Source organism: Moorena sp. SIO4A5 (genome assembly GCF_010672005.1).
GTDB lineage: Bacteria > Cyanobacteriota > Cyanobacteriia > Cyanobacteriales > Coleofasciculaceae > Moorena.
The window spans coordinates 1-21185 of sequence record NZ_JAAHHZ010000104.1; the positions used below are offsets into that span (position 1 = coordinate 1).

Genomic DNA, 21185 nt, shown 5'->3' on the forward strand with positions numbered 1-21185 from the left:
TTCCGGAAATTGATTTAGCGATCGCATGTGGCCCTGGCACCTATATTCGCTCCATAGCCCGGGATTTAGGAGATGCCCTCGAAACCGGTGGTGTGCTGGCCGCTCTGACTCGTACTCGCAGCAGTGGTTTTGATTTAGCCGATAGTCTGAGATTAGAAGAATTGACCCAACAGCTGGAAAAAAGCCTATTCCAGCCAGTGTCCCCTAGTGTAGCTTTGGGGCACTTACCCTCTGTAACCTTGTCCGCTGATCAAGCCCGTCGCTGGTGTTTGGGACAGCGTATCTCTGGGGATGATACTCTAGTTAAAGTCTCTACCCTTGAAACCTCCACAAGTCCTGTGCAAGTGTACCACGAAGATGGCAGTTTTTTGGGTATTGGTAAAGTTATTTCCTCAACCTCTGGAGTATTGCTGGCTCCTCAAATGGTTTTTGTTTGATGCTATAGCAGAGGGAATAGGGAATAGGGAGTAGGGAGTAGGGAGCAGGGAGTAGGGAGTAGGGAGTAGGGAGTAGGGAGCAGGAAACAAAAATTATCACAATTGATTTATGATACCTATAGTTTATTGAATTGAACAGGACTTATCTAAGCTGAGTTAGACATAACTAACTCTCCTCCGATTGAGCAGCTTCGAGTCAGTAATTATGAGTTATAATTTAGGTTTTAATAAACAAAAATCAAATTATTTTTTAAGCCACAAACTAACTAAAAATCATTATTTATAGCAATCCTAAATCAATTGAGATAATGTTTGTTCCCTGTTCCCTACTCCCTGCTCCCTGCTCCCTGTTCCCTGTTCCCTATTCCCTACTCCCGATTCCCGATTCCCGATTCCCTACTCCCTACTCCCTACTCCCTACTCCCTTCAAATAAAAATGGCAAAAAGTAAATCGGGCACTGTTCAAGACCTAGTCACGGTTCAGGAAGCTGCTGAAATCTTGGGTGTCTCCTCCGATACCATACGCCGGTGGGAAAAGAAAAAGCTGCTGAGGGCAAAGCGGTCTGAACAAAACTACCGTTTTTTTGACATTGAAGAATTAAAACGAATTCAACGGAAGTATCAAGGGCTAGCTACTGGGGTTGAGTTTCGTGTTCTCAAGAGCAAATCCACTAGCTTCAGAGTAATTGAGTTATTTGCTGGGTGTGGAGGCATGGCACTGGGTTTTGAGAATGCTGGCTTAACCACCAAGCTGTTGGTGGAGATTGATAAAGACTGCGTAAACACTCTGAAGCTGAATAGACCTTCCTGGAAAATCATACTTGAGGATATAGCCAATGTTGATTTTACCAAATACAAGGACAACGTAGAGATTGTGGCTGGTGGGGTGCCCTGCCAAGCTTTCAGCTATGCCGGTCTGGGTAAAGGTTTTGACGATACTAGAGGGACGCTCTTTTTTGAGTTTGCACGGTGTGTCAAAGAAGTACAGCCTAAAATAGCACTGGTTGAAAACGTTAGAGGTCTGATCCACCATGACCAAGGCAGAACCTTATCCACTATGCTGCGAACCTTAGAGGATTTAGGCTACAACCCTACCTATAACTTGCTCAGAGCGCAGTTTCTAGATGTCGCCCAAAAGCGGGAGAGGATAATTATCATTGCGGTTAGAAGAGACTTAGACCTAAAAGCAATATTTCCTAAGGAGAAGGACTACACTATTTCCCTGAGGGAGGTGCTCAAAGATTGCCCTAAATCAATAGGAGCAAAATACCCTCCCCGCAAGAGAGAAATTATGGAATTAATACCACCAGGAGGTTATTGGCGGAACTTACCCCTAGCGCTTCAAAAAGAGTATATGAAAAAGAGTTTCTATCTCGGTGGCGGCAAAACCGGTATGGCTAGGCGGCTTTCTTGGGAAGAACCTTCTCTTACTCTCACCTGTAACCCAGCTCAAAAACAGACCGAGCGGTGTCATCCTGAAGAAACACGACCGTTGACAGTTAGGGAATATGCACGTATTCAGAGCTTCCCTGATGATTGGGAATTTACCGGTTCTCTATCATCACAGTACAGACAAATCGGTAATGCCGTCCCTGTCAATTTAGCTTACCACATTGGACGATGTCTGATTGCGATGTTGCAAGGGGAATTCGACCCAGAAACGATGCAGACGTGTTGAACTTTGGCTTCTGCCCTTACTAACCCCAATTTTTTTGATAATTAGTCAACCAAATATGATATTAATAATACTAGAGATATGACTACAGTATGACTGTACAAACCCAAAAACTATCACCGTTGAGACTAATACTAATAGTATTGATATCTTTAGTATTAGTCGCTATTGTTGCCATAGGAGCTACCTTTGCCCTTTCAGGAGAATCGTTGATGAAATTTCCAGGAAAACAACCTACCAATATTGGGATTCAGTCTTCAGGGCAATTAGCACCTTGCCCAAATACCCCTAACTGTGTCAGCAGCTATAGCCAAGATGCCGAGCATGGTATTGAGCCTTTAGCTTACAACTCAACCCCTACTGAAGCAATTGCTAAGCTTAAAACTGTGATCCAAAACCTAGAACGAACACAAATTATTGAAGAAACAGACAACTATCTCTACGCACAATTCACTAGCGGTTTAATGGGATTTGTGGATGATGTAGAGTTTTTGCTCGATGACAGTGCTAAGGTAATCCATGTTCGCTCCGCCTCCCGTTTAGGAAAATCCGATTTGGGAGTTAATCGGAAACGGGTGGAAACGATTCGAGCGGAATTGAGCTAATTTTTATCAACAAAACATCATTCATCCCGTTGGTGGGCAGTGCCTAGCAACGGGATTGACTTGCTTATGTTATCTGTTTCAAGCACTGCCTACCCTACATCTTCAATAAATATAAACCCGTTGGTGGGCAGTGCCTAGCAACTATTTCACTAACTCAGACTAGTGTAGCCAATGCCAATTTGTTGCATAACATGACTCCTATCTTTTCAACCCTCGGTGCTTGGTTGCTTCTGAAGCAGCAATTTGACAACCGCTTTCTAGTTGGTCTAGGCATTGCACTATTCGCTTCTAGTTGTATTGAGTTTGAGGACTGGTTTATTGCCCCTAGCAACTTTACTGGAGATATGCTGGCACTACTCTCTTCTGTTTTTTGTGCTGGTGCATTTTTAGCTCGTGAATCCTTGTGCAATAAATACTCAGTCAGCACAATCTTGCTATGGAGCTGCTTCTTAAGAGCGATCTTAGCTTTGGGATTTACTTTAATCATGGAAGATCACCTCTTCCCCTTGACACAATCAGCATGGTTTTCTGTGGTTGCTTTAGGCATTGTTGTACAGGTTTTTGGACATGGCCTTTTAACATACAGCTTTAAGCATTTTTCCTCTAGCTTTGTCAGTGTATGCCTCTTACTCGATCCACTGATTACAGCTTTATTCGCTTGGATTATCTTCGCTGAAAAATTGACGCCACTCAAGATGGTTTCCTTCCTTGGCGTTATTGCTGGAATTTATCTCGCTAGGTTAGGCAAGGGTTCTCAAAAGGCAGGGTAAACCCCAGAAGTGTTGAAGATTTTAAACCTTCAACACTTCTGCACTATACCATACTTCGGGTTAAACTTTAGTGGAAGTAAGCAAATAATCAGTCGCTAAAAGGTGTAAATTAATGCTATTCAATTCTAAAGTTTTGAATGAAGCCATTTTAACACTGTTATTTCCTGTTGTAATTTTACCTCTTTTGAAAAATTTTGACGATTAAATTCTCCGATATATTTAGATCCTTTGTATAAATCAGACCTTGTGATCTCAACTAGAACTAAACCTGTTGATAAAATAGCTGATTTAAGAAGAGGATTTTCTAGAGGATTATTACCATCTTCATAAAAGCAGCGAATCTCTTCTCCATTTATAGTATAATTTTTTTCCTGAAAACCAAGTTTATTCATATAAACAGTTGTTTCTGAGTTTGTTGATAGGCTTCTCGGGAAAACAAAAACCGGTAAATTATCAAACAAAGGGAGACCGTCATTGATTTGATGTGGTTCAAAGAGAATCTTCCACATATCTAAAGATAGACTATACTTATCTTGTTGATCATTTCCGGCATGCTCTATATTACTTCTATCGTAATCATGCATATATGTTGAAAACATACCTGCAATTGAAGATAATTTGAAATTGTCTGTATTATTCGCAACAGATACTTTTGTGAATTCATAGAGGGGGAAACCAGGTTTTCCATTATTGTTTTGCTCAGAAAAGCACATAACTACCAACCAAGCAATATCAAGAGTTATGTTCCCTAGTCTGACATCTTTTATAAGTTGCTCATCATGCAGATTCTGAAAGAATAAACCCCTACATCTTTCTAGGAAAGCTTTCTTTTGCTCTGTTGTCTTTTCTAAGATATCGGCCACTGCATTATAGCGTCCCAGATCTCCGGTTATCTTCTTTCTATGCTCTTTGGTTAGGATATCCAAAGGTACTTCAACACTATATAATTTCACTTGATTCAACGTTTAGGTAGACAATAAACCTCTTGCCAAAGTTATTTTTGCGGGCATCTGCGGTGGCTTCCAGTCTTCCAAAAAGCCAGTGGCTGTTTGTTGGAGCTTGGCTGATCGACTCATTACATATATAGAAGTCAAGCCAAATCTGGTAAGCTGCTATGCAGTTATATTGTATAATATAAAGTTAACCCTCTTGTGTCACTCTAGGCCAAGGAACAATAACGATTGTCCCACAAATCGACCAAGTAACCTAAACAATCAAATTCCTTCATTCATGCCCAATTGATAATTTTGGTCGAATCACTCTAAAGTAGAGAAACGTAGTAAAATATAACACATTCACAACAATTAGTAAGCTTTTACCTATCCAAGATTCAATCATACCGAAAGTAACAATTGTTGCTACTAACACCAACAATTTTTCCACTGTGGATACGGTATAACCATGATGCTTGGGATCCCAGTAAGAGAAAGGACTAATAAAACGATAGTTACTAACAGGAAAAAAGTGGCGGTGAGCATCATCGTTGTGAACTGGTAAATCTAGTAAAGAGTGCAGTATCATACTCCAACATAGAATTTCCCAAAGTTGCCATCCCCAGTAATGGCTGATGATAACTCCACACAGGGCTAGGGGAAGGGAATGAAAGGTAGCAACAAGGTTTTGCCAAAAGGGCAATTCGTAGGTTTGTGACCAAATCTGGTACTCTGATTGACGACGAATCAATTTTGCCCAGATATAAAGGATAAAAATTGGTAAATCGGGTAAGATAGCACCAATTGTAATGGGTAAAGCTGCCTGAAGTTGAGTCTGGTGATTCAAAACAGCAAGGTTAATAATGGCGTGGCTAGGAGTATTCAAGGGTTAGTTTATTGATGAATTTGGTTGAGCGATATTATATAGAAATAATACAATCGGTGAGGTACTTTGGTACTGGTTTTTAGGGAGTAGGGAGCAGGGAGTAGGGAGTAGAGAATATGTTCAAAACTACAATACAAACACTATATAGCACTACGCATTAAGATGTTTGACATTCCTAAACTCAGCAAACTTAGTCATAGCTTACTTCTGACTTCTAACTTCTGACTTCTGACTTGCGCGTAGCGCTATATTACACGCAGTGCTATACGGTATAATAATCAACCATTGATTTGCTCTCTGGACTTATAGCGTTTCTCATAGCTATGAGGTACACATTATTTTTTCCATCTTACCTCTTACCTCTTAACTATTAACTGCTCCCTGCTCCCTGCTCCCTGCTCCCTAAAACCCAGAGATTTGTACCTCATGGGTATAATAATTGCTAGAATAATCCATTCCGCCTGATCAGTCAGGGTTAATTACTGTGTTGAATTCAAGGTCAAAGTCAAAACGAAATTCAAGGTTAAAGTCAAAACCAAATAAGCGTAAGCATTTCAACTCTCCCCTGCAGCGGCTGATGGGTTACGCTCAGCCCCATCGTTCCCTAATCGGGAAAGCGATCGCATGCTCAATCCTCAACAAAATCTTTGACTTAGCCCCTCCGGTCTTGATTGGGATGGCAGTGGATGTGGTGGTCAAACAACAAGATTCCTTGATAGCCCATCTAGGAGTAACGGATATCTTTAGCCAACTGGTATTGCTGGCATTCCTGAGCTTTATTGTTTGGGGATTGGAATCCGCCTTTCAATATGCTTACGAACGATTGTGGCGGAATCTGGCTCAAACCATTCAACACGAATTGCGCCTAGATGCTTACTCTCATCTGCAATTGTTGGAACTAGCGTATTTTGAAGATAGTAGTACAGGGGGATTGATGTCTATCCTGAGTGATGATATCAACCAACTAGAACGCTTTCTCGATATTGGTGCCAACGAAATTCTCCAGATAGCCACAAGCATTATTACTATCAGTGCGGGCTTCTTTATCGTTGCTCCCAATGTAGCTTGGATAACTCTGATCCCTATCCCCTTTATCCTCTGGGGTTCGATTACCTTTCAAGGTCTGCTTGCTCCCCGTTATGCAGAGGTGCGGGAAAAGGTAGGGTTACTCAATGGACAGTTAGCAAATAATCTAACTGGGATTACTACCATTAAAAGCTTTACAGCGGAAGACTATGAAGCAAAGCGGATAGAGTCACAAAGTCTAGGGTATCAGCACAGTAACCAGAAAGCGATCGCATTTTCTGCGGCCTTTGTCCCCTTGATTCGGATGTTAATCCTATTTGGCTTTACCGGAATTTTGCTCTACGGTGGTAAGTCCGCAGCCGCCGGGGAATTAGCAGTAGGCACCTACAGTGTCTTAGTTTTCATGACTCAGCGCTTGCTGTGGCCATTAACTCGACTGGGTAACACCCTGGATCAGTATCAACGGGCCATGGCATCCACTACTAGGGTAATGAATCTGCTGGATACCCCAATTGCCATGCACTCTGGGGATACACCATTCCCTAGGTCCGAAGTTAAAGGGGAATTGGTATTAAATAATGTTACATTTGCCTACCGTAATCGCCATCCTGTGGTATTAAATCTCTCCCTACACATCCCCGCTACCAAGACTATCGCGATAGTAGGTTCCACAGGGTCTGGTAAAAGTACCTTAGTCAAACTGTTATTAAGACTATACGAAATCGAAGCCGGTTCGATAACCCTTGATGGGATTGACATCAGACAGCTCAAGCTCAAAGACTTACGCCATGCCATTGGTCTAGTTAGCCAGGATGTATTTTTATTCCACGGCACCGTAGAAGAGAATATCACCTACGGCACCTTTGATGCCACCACCGAGGAAATAATTGCTGCCGCTAAGACCGCAGAAGCCCATGAATTTATCATGCAGCTGCCCCAAGGCTATGACACCATTGTGGGAGAGCGCGGTCAGAAACTATCTGGAGGACAACAGCAACGAATTGCGATCGCACGAGCACTATTGAAAGACCCCCCAATCTTGATTCTAGATGAAGCCACCTCCGCTGTTGATAATGAAACCGAAGCCGCCATTCAGCGCTCCCTAGAAAAGATTACCCAAAATCGCACAACCATTGCGATCGCTCATCGGTTGTCCACAGTCCGCAATGCCGATTGTATTTATGTAATCGAGCAAGGCAAATTAGTAGAACAAGGACGACATGAAGAGTTGTTAGAGCAACAGGGAATTTATGCCATGCTGTGGCGGGTACAGTCTGGAGTGAAGTAATCTAAGTGTGGGGAGGGTGGGGAGATGGGGAGATGGGGAGATAGGGAGATGGGGAGATAGGGAGATTTTTATTAAGTTCGTAGGGTCGGTTAGGTGCGGCCAGGATTTTGAGGAATTACCAATCAGTTTTTATCCGCACCGTAACCCACCTTATTCAAATTTCGCCCCTGACTACTGACGCTTTGTAATTAATTAAACCCAACCAAGCTAGTGCAAATGTTGGGTTTCGTACCTCAACCCAACCTACACGCTAAGGCGCTTCAACTTGATCACCTTTAACAGTAAACCTACCCTTCACCGAACGCCAAAGACGAACAACTTGATAACTTTAAAGCTGCTAACCTTCAACTTGATAACTTTAAAGCTGCTAACCTTCAACCTGCTAACCTTCAACTTGATAACTTTAAAGCTGCTAACCTTCAACCTTCTAACCTTGGCCTTTCGGCCACGCTACGCGAACAACCTCCTAACCTTCTGCTAACCATAAAAAAAATCGCCGTAGAAATAATTTCCACGGCTGGCTGAAATCCACAGTAAGTTGATTTCACTACTTATGTTATATGACTTTGTTCCATGACCAGTCTGATCATGATCTTACGTGATTAGACCTGGTCTTTTAGCTAGGGGGGAAACCCCCCAGCTGCTTAAAATCTTAATCCAGAATTAGGTACCTCGTCAAAGTACTAATCACTTCTCCAGGAATGCCACTCGGCTCAAGAGGAGTCCACTCATAAAGTTGTGCGTAGCCCTGGGTATACAGGGAATAGATGGTATTCATTACTGCCTTACGGGAGCCCTTTAACCTGTGCTCAACCGGTTCTTTATTCCCGAAAACAAATTGAGTAGTATTCCCCGGAATTAGATACTCTGGATTATTGTCAGGATTCGGAACAAAGTCTGTAAACATGATTAACAAATTCCATGGGTTTGTATATTATAATCATAATTATTATATTTTTGTTTGTCAAGAGATTTTATAAATTTTTTTTGTAAGCGATCAGCTATCAGATTTTGAATAATAAATGTAGCGTGTTATTGGAAATAATATAAAGCTATAAACCTTATTAGTAGAGTTAATTAATGTTAAAATATGCTCTTAAATAGCCGCTATATTATCGTTTTTTTACCTTTTATTTTTTATAAAGTAATTATCAATTTTTTGATAAACTTTTGGGGTGCATCTCACTGTATTTATGCCGCCACTCATGGGGAGATGGGGAGATGGGGAGATGGGGAGATTGGGAGATTGGGAGATTGGCGGAAGAGAAAGTTGTACCTTTGACCGCAACTTAGTATTAAACGATTAATTAAAGCATTCCTCATCTGTGGATCGGAGATATTTGCTAACTCACCCACTACCGTTCCATATTGACTAAGTTCCGTTACTGCTTCTTCCAGTTTAGGCTGACGTGAGCCAATTAAAACCGCAGCACCACCCTGCTGAAGAATTAATTGAGCAACCGCTTTACCCATACCACTGGTGCCACCAACAACAATGATTTTTTGTCCCGCAAATGCCTGTGTCATGATTATCTCCTTAATTGATTGATGGATTGATTTTATTTTAATTACCTACTAGAAGGTAGACGATGGAATAAAAAAAATTATTCCTTTATTAGCGGTCAGCCGTCAGCCGTCAGCGGTCAGCTGTCAGCTTATTTTATTCTCAAGTAGTGTGGAACAGGCTTCTAGCCTGTGACTTTCGCATCAGCACCTCAAGTACCGTGGAATAGGCTTCTAGCCTGTGACCCATAGCCCATTAGCTGATAGCTGACCGCTGACCACTGACCGCTGATAGCTGATAGCTGACCGCTGATAGCTGTTCGCGTAGCGTGCGCGTAGCGCTTAAGCTAATCGCTGACCGCTGATAGCTTCTCTTCCAGACATGCACCAGTAATCTGATCAAAAGCAGCACTACTATCTTCCGCTACCCGGGCTAATAATTGCGCTCCTTGTAACATCGAAAGTAGCATTTTTGCTTCTACTTCCACCGATTTGCTACACTGCCAATCCTCGGTTTCACAGCCACGGTGCAATAGTCTGGCTACCCAAGATTCAGTGACAGAAAAGAAACTTCTGATCTCTGCTTTGATTTCGGAATTTAAAACACTCAAATCTGCTGTCAACATTCCACACAAACAAATTTTATTGTCTTGCAAACCATCTCGATAGAGATTCACAAACTCTCTCAATTGTGCTTGTGGTGTTGTTTCCTGTTGCTCAATTTCAAAACATTTCCGTGCCAAGTTTTTTTGGTATCGTTTAACTAATTCCTTTACCAAATCATCCTTAGATGGAAAATGGTAATGGATACTAGCCTTACGGATACCTATTTCTTTGGAAATGTCCGCGTAACTAAAGGCGCTGTAGCCTCGGTTGCGCACCATGGATTGAGCTACGTCTAGGATTTGTTGAGCAGTTTTCTGTTTCATGACTTTAGGCTACCTACTACTAGGTAGACTTGTCAAGTCTTTTTTGGAAAGGGAGTAGGGAGTAGGGAGTAGGGAGTAGGGAATCGGGAATCGGGAATCGGGAATCGGGAATCGGGAATCGGGAGTCGGGAGTCGGGAATCGGGAACACAGATGTAGGGTGGGCAGTGGATCACACCGATTCAGTTGCTTGCCATCGCCTTACTACGCACTGCCCACCAACGGACTAGTTGATGTCGGTGAGTAAAAACACCTCCAGACGGCATTAACCGTGATATTAAGAATTAATACAGCAATAGCAAAACTTAGTGATACAAGTGGTATAATACCTCTACTTTAGATTTATGCTGTGAGTAAAGCTCAAATCGCCATTAAAATTCCTTCAACCCTTCTCCCAGAACTCAATAGCTGCTAGGTTGAGCAAACTAGCCGGTCAAAGACTGATGTGATTGTTGGTGCGATCGCGCTTATACCTGGCTGTGCTGAAAACATTCCCATCACTCAGACAATGGCTGAATTTGAGAAAACGGGCTCTCCCGAACTTGATGTGTAAAATCACTAGTTGTGTAGCACTACCCTTCCATTATTTCAAATGTCGATTGTAGTTCATCCCTCAACACTCATACACAGTTGCTGCTTGATCTACTCTATACCTGATCGATGACTCCTTACTTTCCCCTTTGTAAAAAACCTACACTTGTGAGGCTCCATACTTCCCTTCTTTTTTACAAAAATGAGTCCACCCAACAGACTTTTTGTCAATACCCCCTACCGTAATTCTTACCCTTTTTTTAGCGATCAGATAATTTTTTGCTAATCATTTGATGGTAAACATTAACAATTTGTTTGGCTTTGTTGCTCCATTCAAATTCTTGAACTCTTTCGATAGATTTAGCTGACATTTTTTTTCGTAGTTCTTCATCTGTAGCCAGTACTTGGATTTTATTGGTTAGTTCTTTCGTCAGATATTCTCTCGAAATAGGTTCGATTTTAAAACCCGTTTCCTCAGTTACATATTCACCAATACCGCCATTATTTGCCACAATACAAGGTAGCCCACAAGCCATCGCCTCTAAAACCACTGCTCCACCAAACTCCCTGATAGAGGGGAAGCAAAAAATATCGGACTTACGGTAATACTCAAGTGTTTCCTGCTGGGTAACCCAACCCACCAAATTTACTACTTTTTCTAAACCAAGTTCTTGCACTCTGTTCAGAAGATTGTCTTTCTCTGAACCATCGCCAACTATTGTTAGTTGAATTTTATTTTTGATGCTTTTGTCCAATTTACTAATTGCTTCTATGACGATATCAGGACACTTATAGGGAACTAATCTCCCAACAAATAGTAAATGAAGCTTGTTACCATTACTGCGGGTACTCACTTGTGTTAAAAAATCCTGGGATATCCCATTCTCATAGAAAAGCTCGATCTTATCATCTGGAATTTTAAACAGGTCTTTTAACATATTTAAAGTATAGGTAGATCCTGCTAAAATTTTGTCTGCTTTCTTGTAAGTAGCCACATAGCCTGGTATGAAGTATCGACCAATAGCTCTCAATAAATTTAAATGAGCATATTCTTTTTTTGCTATTTTTTGAAATCCTTCTGGAAAGGGAACACCACCGTTAACTGGACCGAGAAGGAAAGGAGTTTGCTTACATGCTTTGATTGCCTTAACAGGATATCTTGGCATTATCGGAGTTAGTGCATGCACCACATCATAATCTCCATTCAGTATTTGTCTTCGGAATTTTTTATAAACCAGGTGATTAAATTCTTCGTAAATAGGGTAGCTTAATGTATGTAATAAAGGCCAATTTATTCTACCCCTTATTGTAGTAATTTTTTCCAAAAAGCTATAATACAATTTGCTGAATTTACTCTCGCTAAAATAAACTATTTTATGAGTATTTTCCCTTGACTTTTCAAGAGCTTCTTTATTTCGTTCGTGGGTAACAAGAGTTACATCAACAATTTGGCTAATTTTTTCAAAGTATTTGTAAGCTAATAAAGGTACAGACGGCCACTCAGGATTACATTGCTCTATTATTAGTAATACTTTTATTTGGCTAAACATTATATTTTTTATCAAATTAAAAATAAAAATAATTTAATTTATATAATTCATTCTGTATATATCTATTTATTCCGGATTTTTTTTGATGATAAAAATTACATAATAAAAAAAAATAGTTAAGCACCTAAACAAAATTAATTGCCTACTATCAATCTATGTAACCCATATATTGCAAGGGTTTGAGTTTTAGAAAATGTGTAATTAATTTTATGCACCTGCTTATTAATATCGGCTCTTCCGTACTTGTTATGCTAAATAAACACTGTGCCAAAGGGAGCAGGGACTGAGGCCGTAGGCCACGCTACGCGAACGGAGCAGAAGAAAGAGGCCGTATTCAGAACATTTTGTTAGTTAAAGAGCCTCATAACCCTTGTAGAGTAACCTTTATGAGTTTCTGAACTGAAAATTTAGCATAGCAGGTACTGAAGAACCTTAATATCTAGGGTGGGCAGTCCATCTCACCGATTTATTTGCTGGCAACAGCCTTACTACGCACTACCCATCCTGCTAGAGGGGCGACAAGCGCCCCTCTAGCTTTTTGTTGCTTTATCTGGTCGTGATAGGATTGGGAAATGTCTTCTGGCCTAAGGTTTCGCAACCGTTGCTGGGCTTTCTGTAAAGCACTAGCTGATGTCGGTGAGCAGAAATACCTCCAGAGCAGATTTGCCCTAATGTTAAGAATTAATACAGCAATAGCAACACTTAGTCATACAAGTGGTATTTTAACGCTACTTTAGATTGATGCTATTACTAAACCTCAAATCGCCATTAGGATTCCTCCAACCCTTTTCCATAACTCAATAGCTACTAGGTTGAGCAAACTGGCCGGTCAAAGACTGATGTGATTGTTGGTGCGATCGCGCTTATACCTGACTGTGCTGAAAACATTCCCATCACTCAGACAATGGCTTAATTTTAGAAAAGGTTGTTGTAATCTGAGGCAATTAAATGTCAAGTCAGCTTATGCCAGGAGAAACTCCTAAGACTAACTCTGCTATATCAACGTTAGAGTCTGCTATTCAACGTTATACTCATGCACTGACTAAACTTGAAGATACTAGCTCGTCAGGGAGCATCCCACTTTGGCAAATATATCTTTTTAAGTGGGCAGTAAAATCACAATCATACAGCTTAATGCGGTATGTTTCTTCCAAAGTGGGATCCTCCCGCTCGCCATCAAAAGAAATAGTTCTAGAAGTTTTGACTGCTCGTGATACAGTTCAAGCAGAATTAACCAATCAATCACAGATTCCTACAGGAAGCTTGATTAAGGTTAACGATCTAGATAACCGATTAAAGCAAGAGACTAATAAGATTACCACAGTAGTCGATCTAACTGAATGGCATTCTATTTTGAATCCTAAAGTAGACGCTTGGTGGTGGTTCTTCAAACCTCCAAAGCATCGATGGGATTATCTTGACTGGCTATGGAAAATACTGACCGTTGTATTTCTAACATCGTCTTTGAGTTTAACCGTAGACATTTACTCACGCTTTCTGACTGGTGAACCAAATATTGTAAGGGCTTTTGTTACTGCTACTCAGAGCGTCTTAACACTATTGGCTGGTAGAAGCGCTCTAACAAAAGCTGGACAGGATTCAATCAAACGTGCTCTTACCCGTTTGAATATTCCTCAATATTTTTGGGCAGAAGTAAGTTGTGGTATTGCCTTCAGTATTTTACTAATTTCTGTTACCTTTCGTTTGTCGTTACCTCAGATTGCGATTTTTTACAAAAATCGTGGTGATCAATACACTAGCAATAATCCTCCGCAATATCCTGCCGCCATATCAAGCTACAAACGAGCACTAGTACTGAATCCTTACGACGTTGAACCTCATCATCAATTAGGAAGAATTTATGAGAAACTACAAGACAAGGAAAAGGCTATCGCTGAATACAAAATTGCTTTACAAGGTGACTTTTATTATTCTTATAATAACTTAGGAAGAATTTATATTATCGAAAAAAACTATGATCAAGCTAGTTCCTTGTTACTAACAGGTCTAAACCTAAATGAGAATGATGAAGTGAGATACTATTTGCTTAAAAACCTGGGGTGGGCTCGGCTCAAACAAAATCGCTATGCTGAGGCAAAAACTTATCTACAGGAGGCTATTACTTTAGATAAGCAAAAGGCAGCAGCTTACTGTTTGCTAGCTCAGGTACTAGAAAAAGCAGGTGAAAAAAATACTGCAATAATTATGAAGAATTGGAGATATTGCTTTATATATGGCTCCAGTTATGATATAGATGAAGACAAATGGATTGACCAAGCTAGACAGCGCTTAGACACTGGGTTAAATAAATAGTTGCCCAATAAACAATGAAGGATCTTCGGTATTTGTTATGCTAAACTCTTAACTTAGAATTGGGTGCATCTCATTTTTACTGTTTGAACCAGTGGGTGCAACGGGCATCTTTCCCGTTATAATTTTCGGACGGGCTTTCCCAATGCTGGCGACGAGGCGTAAAATGAGAGCAAGCTCAAAGTTAGTGCCTTAGGAAGTGGTATTGGTGGCTAAGTCCTGTGGGATATCAACCTGGTATTGAAAGTTTGCTGCATAATTTTTGGTGCTTAGTCGGATAAGTCTATAGATACTTGAAAATCAGCTATAAACACTCAGGAGTCAGCAGGTAGTGCATTAGCTTAATGCTTACAGTTCTGCTAGTCTTAAAAACTGCTGGAAGCCTACACTTCCCTGTCGGGTAAGTGTAGGAGCGTCACGCTAAATAGCATCTCAAGTTTCTGAAAAATTAGCATACTCAGTATGGAGTAACCACAATGAAAAAGATAGTAACTGCTTTGACAATTGTTTGTATTATCATTGCACAAAGTTTTACGAATCAAGTTCTTGCTGATGAATTACCTCAATTTTTGGCTTATCAATCACCTATAGGAATTGTGGTGGAAGCTAAGGGAAATGGTAAGATCACACGCTTCAATAAAAGCGTTATTTCTATATCCAAAGGTGAAAAGCTTTATCGTGGTGACTCACTAAAAATAGCTAAGGGATCTAAAGTAGTCATCGAGTGCTACAACAACAACAACAAAAAATGGAATATACCTCAAAATACTTTGGTGGCCGTGCATAATGGTTGTGCACCAATCCAACTGCCTCAAGTGGAAGTACTGTGATCAACTCCCTTAAGCTTCCCAAAGCGGAAGTACCATAGAGTACATGTAGGGTGGGCAGTGGATCACATCGATTCATTTGTTTGCGATCGCCTTACTACGCACTGCCTACCCTACGATTAATCACTTTTGAGTATCTGGGCTTCCACCTCAACCGGAGCAGCCAGCATCCCAGCGAAAACCTTGCTAGCCATAAACCAGCCTAAGGATTTTCTCTTAAGATTCCCCTTTCCGGTCTGCTTGTGACCAAGCCAGCAACCCCTAAATTCAAGCCACATCGGCACTGAAAAGTTCCAATTGCTTGGGTTTGGTAGCACTGACTTCCACTTTGTTGAGAGCACACACAATAGACCGTCCAACATGGCGAGAGACTGCTGGAGGAAGTGCATTCCCAATTTGACGATACTGGGCAGTTTTTCCTCCTACAAATTCCCAGTCATCGGGAAAGTTTTGTAGCCGAGCCGCCATGCGCAGGGTTAATCGGGGCAATGCATCAATCGGGGTTTCGGAACTGGGCGGAGAATTGGCAATGCCTTTACCATCGACTCCTAGTTCTGCCCACTTTTTCTTGGCTCGTGTCGGGCCAAGGTCAGCCCCGCCATGCTTCTTGGAGCCACCAACTAATGTGGGAGCGATCGCTTGTGCTTTACTCATCCATGCCTCTGCCCCAGGCCAACCGTCAGAACCCATCAAATCTCCAATCGTGTTAGCGACAGTTGGAGGTTCAGGAATAGGTTCAGGCCATTCAAAAAAAGGGACATACTCTTTTCTGAGGGCAACCAAAATAAACCGAGGACGGAGTTGGGGCACACTATAATCCGATGCATTCAGTACCCGCCACTGCATGATCATACCCATCTTCCGAAACTCAGAATTTAATGCCGTTCGGTAGTCAGCAAACTTCTTACTGGAAAAGCCTCGCACATTTTCCAACAGTACAGCTTTGGGTTGTACCTGATGAATTAACCGTAGGGCATCCGGAAATAAATCACGCTCATCATTCCCCCCCTTTTGCTGCCCCGCAATCGAGAAGGGAGGGCACGGAACCCCTGCTGCAAAAAGGTCTACATTTTCATAGGAAGAGCAGTCTAAGGTGCGGACATCACACAATTGGGGGTTCCAGCCAGAACGATTCTTCAGAAGCGTTGCATGGGCATACTTGTCATTATCAAACACGACCAGGTGCTTAAAGCCAGCCTGTTCTAAGCCCAATGCCATTCCCCCAGCACCCGCACAAATTTCAATAGCAGTTAACTGTTGTGTCACCTTTGCCTCCAGTTATTGTTCAGATATTGGGTTCAGGTAAGAGCGTTCGCGTAGCGTGACCTACGGTCAATCGCATCCGTGAAGGACTAACCCTAAATTTACACTACACGTTACACTTGTATGAGCTTTATCAAGGTTAAACAATTTGGACGCCAAACTCGAAAAGCTCTTCAGCACCCTTAATACTATCAAAAACTTTGAATCCCGCTATGGCAAAGTAATTCGAGATGCGATGGATTACGTTATTGATGGTGAACGAATGGGGCGCACTCGACTTGCAGAAGTAGAGAAAGCGGAGAAAACGATTTTCGGAATAAAAGTAGAAGCTTATCTGCGCCATGAGTTTAGATGGGAAAGAGGAACCAAATTAGATTTCTACTTGATTGACATTGAATTTGATTCAAAAGCAACAATTGGGAAAACGTGGATGATACCTCCTGAAGCAATTGGGGAAATATGCCTCCTGACACGCATCAATGAAGACGAGATGTTTTTCCAAGCAGGGCTTCTGAGAGCCAACCCAGATATGTTGACTAAAGGTAGCAACCAAGACAAGAAAAAAAGTGTTTCCGCTGTGGGTAAGCAACACATTAAATGGCTTATCCCAAACGGGTAAATACCAAAACTCTCTGATTTCTAACTAATATCATCTCCGGGGGTAGTGATTGAAAACACTTTTATCTGCTGGTGATAGAAGTTTTGGAACACCTAAAGATGTGCTGGGGTCTTCCGTTTGAGGAGATAAAGGGACAAGGCTACTAATCCAAGCTACTATTTGCTTTTTTTTGATCACTCATCGTATCTTTTGCTGTAACCCTACATCTCTATATCGGTAGCCACAGCAAAATTTACTTTTTTTATTGACCTATCCTACACCTCTTCTACAAGTCACCAACTTCAGCTCAAGCAACAGGTGATAAGAATTGGCGGTAGTACAACAGCATAAAACTTCTAACGCTGCCAGGTCTATTAAAAGCGATCGCATTCAACAGACCTAATAACCTTGGCCTTTTGGCCACGCTACGCGAATAACCTTCTGGTGCGTTACGGGGCGGGCTTTCCCAACACTTGCTACGAGGTTTAATATGATGGCCAGCCCACCCCTAACGCACCCTACGCCTGCTATTAAAAGCGATCGCATTCAATAGACCTAATAACCTTCAACCTACTAACCTTCAACCTTCAACATTCTGCCTTCAACCATCCAAATCCCCTTCCATCACAGCAGCGATCGCATGTTTAGCATTATCCTGGAATTCCTTAAAATTCACTTTACCTAGGAACCAAATTGCCACTATCATCCCTGCGGATTGGAGAGCAAACACGACACCATAAGCCAAGACAGGGGTAGAAAAAATGGCTCTACCTATATCAAGGATCACACCACCGCTGGCTACTGCTATGCCTCGTGCCATGGCTTGCGCTAATCCCCACGCCCCCACAAAGGTGCCAGCCGCTTCTGCTGCGGTTAGGTCTAACATCAAACTCAGAGCCCCTGTGGTAGCGATACCAGTAGATAAACCAAATAAGAGTAAGGTTCCCTGGAATAGCTGAGCATTTCTGGTAAATCCTGACATAATAATCAAGATAAAGCAGATAGATACCGCTAGACAGCCTAATTGAGTGGTTTTGCGCTTACCTAAATTGGGAATTAGGAAAAAGCCAGTTGCGCTCAAGCTCATCAACATCCCAATCCCCCAGTAGCTATTGAGTAGAGAGGTTTCAGGAATTGACATATTAAAGACCTCTCCCCCATAGGGTTCTAGCACTGCTTCCTGGAGAAATAGGCTGATGGTCATGATCACCAAAAAGGTGAAAAACAGGCCAGTTTGGGGACTAGCCGTTAATAGTTTTAGGGCTTGGCCCAAGGTAATCTGGTCTTCGCGATTCGCTAGGATAGAACGGGAAGAATAGCGCGAGTATTTTTTCTCGATCCCAAAGGTGGCTAATACCGCTAGCCCCAAGACGATTAAGGGTACGAACACAAACAGTCCAGTAATCGATGACCGCAATATTTCCAGGGATGCATCAATATTATCTAATCGCTTCAGCAAAATTTTGCTGCTGATGCCCCCAATCGCAATACCCACAGTCATCATTGACCAGATAATACCGATTAATTTGCCACGGTTGTCTTCATCAGAAATATCCACTAATAAGGTAAAAAACGTAGTGGAACTCATACTCAGGGCTAGACCGTATAGAGCAAAAACTAGAGCCCCAAGAGCGACCCAACTATAGGCTGGAATTGACCATGTCCAACCTCCAGCCCCTTGGACAACATTGCCCAATTGCCAAGTGATTTGTACCGCTAAGGATAGGATAATCGTAAATAACGTAGTTCCCATCCACACGTAACCAGTACGGTGATATCCCAAGACCGGTTTAGCATCCGAGAGCTGACCAAACCATACCCTGGCTGGGGCAACAAACAGCGAAATGGCTAGGATTCCCCCAGTAATTGAGGCTGGAATACCTAGCTCGTCGATCATCACTCGGTTGAGCACTCCTAGGGTCAGCACTGCCAAGATCCCTAATCCCATCTGGAATAGACCAAGCCGGAACATGGTAAATAGATTAATCTTGGGAAGTGTTTGGTGCTTTGCTGAGGAGGGAGGCTCAGACTTAACTACATTACTGGTTTTCATCGGTAGAGTTTTACTTTAGTGTGGGGAAACAGAGGGAATCGGGAATCGGGAATCGGGAATCGGGAATCGGGAATCGGGAATCGGGAATCGGGAATCGGGAATCGGGAATAGTAGGAAAGAGATCCGAGGATTTTTTGGTGTTATCAGAAATCAGCATTGGGTTTCATGATCGATTTGGATATGCTATAGGTAAATGCTATAGCTAAATGGCTTAGATCAAATCCCTAAATGGGTTATCTTGATAGGCTCGATAAATGCGATTGGCCTACGGCCACGCTACGGGAATGGCCACGCTACGCGAACGCTCTAGACTTCCGATTCCCGATTCCCGACTCCCGATTCCCGATTCCCGATTCCCGATTCCCGACTCCCGACTCCCGACTCCCGACTCCCGACTCCCGACTGCCGACTCCCAATTCCCGATTCCCGATTCCCGAACCAGATGTAAAAAACCTACCCCTGTGAGCTCCGTGGAATGGGCATCTTGCCCGTTTCCTCCTTATTTTCGCGCGGGCAGGATGCCCACTCTACTCCTAACCCTCTCAACATCTCAAGGCATCCATTCCAACCCAATCCCCACCCGACTATCCTTATTTTCGATAGAATTCTGTTTCTCAATATCCGTAGCAAGCCGCAAATTGGGAGTAAGGGCATAACCAAAGGAAAGCTTGCTTATCCCCACCTCCTCACTACTGCCAATAGACACAAAACTTTGAGTGAAGGAAATATCAGCGGCACCAGTCCGAGACAAAACCAATAGCAACCGCGCTCCCACATTTACCCCATCGGTAGAGTAACCATCAGTCTCCAAATTGCGATAACCCACCATCGGGGCAACATTAAAATAACTCCCTAAGGGCAGTACATAATACCGCAAATCTACCCCAAAGGTTTCTCGCTCACCATTAAACGAAGCCTGATAATCTCCACTCACCGTCAAGCCAGAATTACCAATAAACACATCTTCCACTCCCACATTCACCCCTGCGGCTTGTCCATTAGAGGGAAACTGGGAGTAACCCAACCGCAAGCGAGTGCGAAAACTGGGTTGATTGCGAATATCCTGCCAAACATCCGGCACCTCCTCTAGCCAACGCTGTAGCACTGGACTGCCTTCGATTATCTCTGGACTTAAATCCAACTCCTGGGCTGCTGAATTACCAGGAGGATCAGACTGGGGGGACTCTGGTAATTGATCTGGAGTAGGCTGAGGCGGATTCCCCTGGGTTTCCTCTGGGTTGCCTGTAGTCGAGTCCGGTACTGGCACAGTTTGACTCCCAGCTCGGTAAGCAACTGTGAAGGTAAACGTTAGTCCCAGTAATCCCGTTTTTAGATACTTAAGTCCCAAATTTTTTAACACTCAACAATAAAAAATACACTAACAGAACTGACGCACCTATACCGATAAAACTTCTGTCATTCTTGTATCATTTCCGGATCTAAGGGAATAGGGAATAGGGAGTAGGGAGTAGGGAGTAGGGAGTAGGGAATAGGGAGTAGGGAATAGGGAATAGGGAATAGGGAATAGGGAATAGGGAGTAGGGGGAGAGGGTTTTACGGTTTGTTTTATAACGGAATAATATTCAATTTAAATGCACAACAGGTTAAGTATTAGAAACGCTATAATTACCCTTACTAAAAATCTCCCCCATCTCCCCATCTCCCCATCTCCCTATCTCCCCATCTCCCTATCTCCCCAAACTTACAGCACTTACAACCCGATTCCCGATTCCCGATTCCCGATTCCCGATTCCCGACTCCCAGGGTAAATCAAAAAAAAGTGATCCTACCTAATGTAGAATCACCACAAAAACGAAGCTAACAGTTAGCGGAGCAAACTTTAGATCATAGAACCATGTTTAGCCGTCATATCAATCGGCTTAATCAGGTACAATTTTAGGAGCTGCCAGGCATTAGACATGTAGAGAGGCAACTTCTGGAATATTTGCAAGAACTTAGGCGTATTTGAGTTAGCGATCGCTCTTAGCTTATCATTATTCCGGA

28 protein-coding genes and 1 pseudogene are annotated in these 21185 nt (G+C 42.4%); 13 read left to right on the forward strand and 16 right to left on the reverse strand.

The genetic code is table 11. From position 1 onward, the window contains the following. Positions 1–437 (forward strand): tRNA pseudouridine(55) synthase TruB (locus F6K57_RS25135; RefSeq protein WP_293071344.1); only part of this gene is annotated, 437 nt, incomplete at its 5' end. Here F6K57_RS25135 and F6K57_RS25140 read toward each other — a convergent pair. Further along, entirely contained in the window at positions 385–537 is a 153-nt protein-coding gene (locus F6K57_RS25140) for a hypothetical protein (RefSeq protein WP_293071345.1), read from the reverse strand. The genes F6K57_RS25135 and F6K57_RS25140 overlap by 53 nt on opposite strands. 208 nt (positions 538–745) lie before the next feature. Here F6K57_RS25140 and F6K57_RS25145 point away from each other — a divergent pair, with 208 nt between their 5' ends. From F6K57_RS25145 to F6K57_RS25160, 4 genes are all read left to right on the forward strand, one after another. Further along, positions 746–871: a hypothetical protein gene (locus tag F6K57_RS25145; RefSeq protein WP_269086941.1), complete on the forward strand. Its 126-nt coding sequence runs from the start codon at positions 746–748 to the stop codon at positions 869–871. Positions 872–873: 2 nt separating this feature from the next. Continuing rightward, entirely contained in the window at positions 874–2115 is a 1242-nt protein-coding gene (gene dcm / locus F6K57_RS25150) for a DNA (cytosine-5-)-methyltransferase (RefSeq protein ID WP_293048052.1), read from the forward strand. A 140-nt stretch (positions 2116–2255) separates the two neighbouring features. Further along, positions 2256–2717: a DUF1499 domain-containing protein gene (locus F6K57_RS25155; RefSeq protein WP_364304082.1), complete on the forward strand. Its 462-nt coding sequence runs from the start codon at positions 2256–2258 to the stop codon at positions 2715–2717. Positions 2718–2815: 98 nt separating this feature from the next. Beyond that, the gene (locus tag F6K57_RS25160; RefSeq protein ID WP_293071360.1) at positions 2816–3487 is read left to right on the forward strand and encodes a DMT family transporter; all 672 of its coding nucleotides are present in this window, start codon (positions 2816–2818) and stop codon (positions 3485–3487) included. A 125-nt stretch (positions 3488–3612) separates the two neighbouring features. Here the strand turns inward: F6K57_RS25160 and F6K57_RS25165 are convergent, their stop codons facing one another. The 3 genes from F6K57_RS25165 to F6K57_RS25175 form a co-directional block, all read right to left on the reverse strand. Then, positions 3613–4449, reverse strand: coding sequence for a hypothetical protein (locus tag F6K57_RS25165; protein WP_293071346.1), 837 nt, complete (start codon positions 4447–4449; stop codon positions 3613–3615). 262 nt (positions 4450–4711) lie between these two features. After that, on the reverse strand, positions 4712–5305 hold the full coding sequence (locus tag F6K57_RS25170; protein WP_293019671.1) for a hypothetical protein: 594 nt from the start codon (positions 5303–5305) through the stop codon (positions 4712–4714). Between the two features lie 8 nt (positions 5306–5313). Then, positions 5314–5442: a hypothetical protein gene (locus F6K57_RS25175; RefSeq protein ID WP_293019670.1), complete on the reverse strand. Its 129-nt coding sequence runs from the start codon at positions 5440–5442 to the stop codon at positions 5314–5316. A 440-nt stretch (positions 5443–5882) separates the two neighbouring features. On the opposite strand from F6K57_RS25175, the gene F6K57_RS25180 reads away from it, so the two are divergent. The 3 genes from F6K57_RS25180 to F6K57_RS25190 all read left to right on the forward strand — a co-directional run bounded on the left by F6K57_RS25180 (position 5883) and on the right by F6K57_RS25190 (position 8100). Continuing rightward, positions 5883–7619, forward strand: coding sequence for an ABC transporter ATP-binding protein (locus F6K57_RS25180; protein ID WP_293071347.1), 1737 nt, complete (start codon positions 5883–5885; stop codon positions 7617–7619). A gap of 16 nt (positions 7620–7635) precedes the next feature. Further along, positions 7636–7797: a hypothetical protein gene (locus F6K57_RS25185; protein WP_293071348.1), complete on the forward strand. Its 162-nt coding sequence runs from the start codon at positions 7636–7638 to the stop codon at positions 7795–7797. A gap of 141 nt (positions 7798–7938) precedes the next feature. Continuing rightward, the gene (locus F6K57_RS25190; protein ID WP_293019668.1) at positions 7939–8100 is read left to right on the forward strand and encodes a hypothetical protein; all 162 of its coding nucleotides are present in this window, start codon (positions 7939–7941) and stop codon (positions 8098–8100) included. Between the two features lie 171 nt (positions 8101–8271). Here the strand turns inward: F6K57_RS25190 and F6K57_RS25195 are convergent, their stop codons facing one another. The 6 genes from F6K57_RS25195 to F6K57_RS25220 form a co-directional block, all read right to left on the reverse strand. Next, positions 8272–8526 (reverse strand): hypothetical protein, encoded by a 255-nt coding sequence (locus F6K57_RS25195; RefSeq protein WP_293019667.1) that lies wholly within the window; start codon positions 8524–8526, stop codon positions 8272–8274. A 296-nt stretch (positions 8527–8822) separates the two neighbouring features. After that, a complete protein-coding gene (locus tag F6K57_RS25200; RefSeq protein WP_293071349.1) occupies positions 8823–9146 on the reverse strand; it encodes an SDR family NAD(P)-dependent oxidoreductase in 324 nt (107 codons plus the stop codon). A 232-nt stretch (positions 9147–9378) separates the two neighbouring features. Continuing rightward, positions 9379–9525 carry a hypothetical protein gene (locus F6K57_RS25205; protein WP_293071362.1) on the reverse strand — a complete coding sequence of 49 codons (147 nt, stop codon included), beginning with the start codon at positions 9523–9525 and terminating at the stop codon, positions 9379–9381. Then, positions 9470–10051: a TetR/AcrR family transcriptional regulator gene (locus F6K57_RS25210; RefSeq protein ID WP_293071350.1), complete on the reverse strand. Its 582-nt coding sequence runs from the start codon at positions 10049–10051 to the stop codon at positions 9470–9472. The genes F6K57_RS25205 and F6K57_RS25210 overlap by 56 nt, the downstream gene beginning before the upstream one ends. Positions 10052–10060: 9 nt before the next feature. After that, the gene (locus F6K57_RS25215) at positions 10061–10225 is read right to left on the reverse strand and encodes a hypothetical protein (RefSeq protein WP_293071351.1); all 165 of its coding nucleotides are present in this window, start codon (positions 10223–10225) and stop codon (positions 10061–10063) included. Positions 10226–10840: 615 nt separating this feature from the next. Then, the gene (locus tag F6K57_RS25220; RefSeq protein WP_364304089.1) at positions 10841–12130 is read right to left on the reverse strand and encodes a glycosyltransferase family 4 protein; all 1290 of its coding nucleotides are present in this window, start codon (positions 12128–12130) and stop codon (positions 10841–10843) included. 948 nt (positions 12131–13078) lie between these two features. On the opposite strand from F6K57_RS25220, the gene F6K57_RS25225 reads away from it, so the two are divergent. Both F6K57_RS25225 and F6K57_RS25230 read left to right on the forward strand, forming a co-directional pair. Continuing rightward, on the forward strand, positions 13079–14443 hold the full coding sequence (locus F6K57_RS25225; protein ID WP_293071352.1) for a tetratricopeptide repeat protein: 1365 nt from the start codon (positions 13079–13081) through the stop codon (positions 14441–14443). Between the two features lie 473 nt (positions 14444–14916). Then, positions 14917–15270, forward strand: a complete 354-nt coding sequence (locus F6K57_RS25230; RefSeq protein ID WP_293071353.1) for a hypothetical protein — start codon at positions 14917–14919, stop codon at positions 15268–15270. A 116-nt stretch (positions 15271–15386) separates the two neighbouring features. Here F6K57_RS25230 and F6K57_RS25235 read toward each other — a convergent pair whose 3' ends face one another. Together F6K57_RS25235 and F6K57_RS25240 are read right to left on the reverse strand one after the other, a co-directional pair. Then, positions 15387–15551 (reverse strand): hypothetical protein, encoded by a 165-nt coding sequence (locus tag F6K57_RS25235; RefSeq protein ID WP_293071354.1) that lies wholly within the window; start codon positions 15549–15551, stop codon positions 15387–15389. Further along, on the reverse strand, positions 15535–16533 hold the full coding sequence (locus F6K57_RS25240; protein WP_293071355.1) for a DNA cytosine methyltransferase: 999 nt from the start codon (positions 16531–16533) through the stop codon (positions 15535–15537). The genes F6K57_RS25235 and F6K57_RS25240 overlap by 17 nt, the downstream gene beginning before the upstream one ends. Before the next feature lie 145 nt (positions 16534–16678). Here F6K57_RS25240 and F6K57_RS25245 point away from each other — a divergent pair, with 145 nt between their 5' ends. Then, entirely contained in the window at positions 16679–17149 is a 471-nt protein-coding gene (locus tag F6K57_RS25245) for a NaeI family type II restriction endonuclease (protein WP_293071356.1), read from the forward strand. A 580-nt stretch (positions 17150–17729) separates the two neighbouring features. Here F6K57_RS25245 and F6K57_RS25250 read toward each other — a convergent pair. Then, positions 17730–19181: a BCD family MFS transporter gene (locus tag F6K57_RS25250; protein ID WP_293071357.1), complete on the reverse strand. Its 1452-nt coding sequence runs from the start codon at positions 19179–19181 to the stop codon at positions 17730–17732. A 10-nt stretch (positions 19182–19191) separates the two neighbouring features. Next, positions 19192–19338 (reverse strand): hypothetical protein, encoded by a 147-nt coding sequence (locus F6K57_RS25255; RefSeq protein WP_293071358.1) that lies wholly within the window; start codon positions 19336–19338, stop codon positions 19192–19194. 71 nt (positions 19339–19409) lie between these two features. Here F6K57_RS25255 and F6K57_RS25260 point away from each other — a divergent pair, with 71 nt between their 5' ends. Beyond that, positions 19410–19646 (forward strand): hypothetical protein, encoded by a 237-nt coding sequence (locus F6K57_RS25260; protein WP_293071359.1) that lies wholly within the window; start codon positions 19410–19412, stop codon positions 19644–19646. 85 nt (positions 19647–19731) lie between these two features. Here the strand turns inward: F6K57_RS25260 and F6K57_RS25265 are convergent, their stop codons facing one another. Beyond that, positions 19732–20541: a hypothetical protein gene (locus F6K57_RS25265; RefSeq protein WP_075896694.1), complete on the reverse strand. Its 810-nt coding sequence runs from the start codon at positions 20539–20541 to the stop codon at positions 19732–19734. Between the two features lie 232 nt (positions 20542–20773). Here F6K57_RS25265 and F6K57_RS25270 point away from each other — a divergent pair, with 232 nt between their 5' ends. Continuing rightward, positions 20774–20950, forward strand: a complete 177-nt coding sequence (locus F6K57_RS25270) for a hypothetical protein (RefSeq protein WP_158069405.1) — start codon at positions 20774–20776, stop codon at positions 20948–20950. 71 nt (positions 20951–21021) lie between these two features. Here F6K57_RS25270 and F6K57_RS25275 read toward each other — a convergent pair. Then, positions 21022–21185, reverse strand: a pseudogene (locus F6K57_RS25275) (magnesium-protoporphyrin IX monomethyl ester cyclase); the annotation flags it as partial.

Coding starts and splice junctions, on each gene's coding strand:
- F6K57_RS25145 (WP_269086941.1), top strand. CDS start 746: ATGTTTGTTCCCTGTTCCCTACTCCCTGCTCCCTGCTCCCTGTTCCCT.
- dcm (WP_293048052.1), top strand. CDS start 874: ATGGCAAAAAGTAAATCGGGCACTGTTCAAGACCTAGTCACGGTTCAG.
- F6K57_RS25180 (WP_293071347.1), top strand. CDS start 5,883: ATGGGTTACGCTCAGCCCCATCGTTCCCTAATCGGGAAAGCGATCGCA.
- F6K57_RS25195 (WP_293019667.1), bottom strand. CDS start 8,526: ATGTTTACAGACTTTGTTCCGAATCCTGACAATAATCCAGAGTATCTA.
- F6K57_RS25200 (WP_293071349.1), bottom strand. CDS start 9,146: ATGACACAGGCATTTGCGGGACAAAAAATCATTGTTGTTGGTGGCACC.
- F6K57_RS25210 (WP_293071350.1), bottom strand. CDS start 10,051: ATGAAACAGAAAACTGCTCAACAAATCCTAGACGTAGCTCAATCCATG.
- F6K57_RS25220 (WP_364304089.1), bottom strand. CDS start 12,130: ATGTTTAGCCAAATAAAAGTATTACTAATAATAGAGCAATGTAATCCT.
- F6K57_RS25225 (WP_293071352.1), top strand. CDS start 13,079: ATGTCAAGTCAGCTTATGCCAGGAGAAACTCCTAAGACTAACTCTGCT.
- F6K57_RS25230 (WP_293071353.1), top strand. CDS start 14,917: ATGAAAAAGATAGTAACTGCTTTGACAATTGTTTGTATTATCATTGCA.
- F6K57_RS25250 (WP_293071357.1), bottom strand. CDS start 19,181: ATGAAAACCAGTAATGTAGTTAAGTCTGAGCCTCCCTCCTCAGCAAAG.
- F6K57_RS25255 (WP_293071358.1), bottom strand. CDS start 19,338: ATGCTGATTTCTGATAACACCAAAAAATCCTCGGATCTCTTTCCTACT.
- F6K57_RS25260 (WP_293071359.1), top strand. CDS start 19,410: ATGGGTTATCTTGATAGGCTCGATAAATGCGATTGGCCTACGGCCACG.
- F6K57_RS25270 (WP_158069405.1), top strand. CDS start 20,774: ATGCACAACAGGTTAAGTATTAGAAACGCTATAATTACCCTTACTAAA.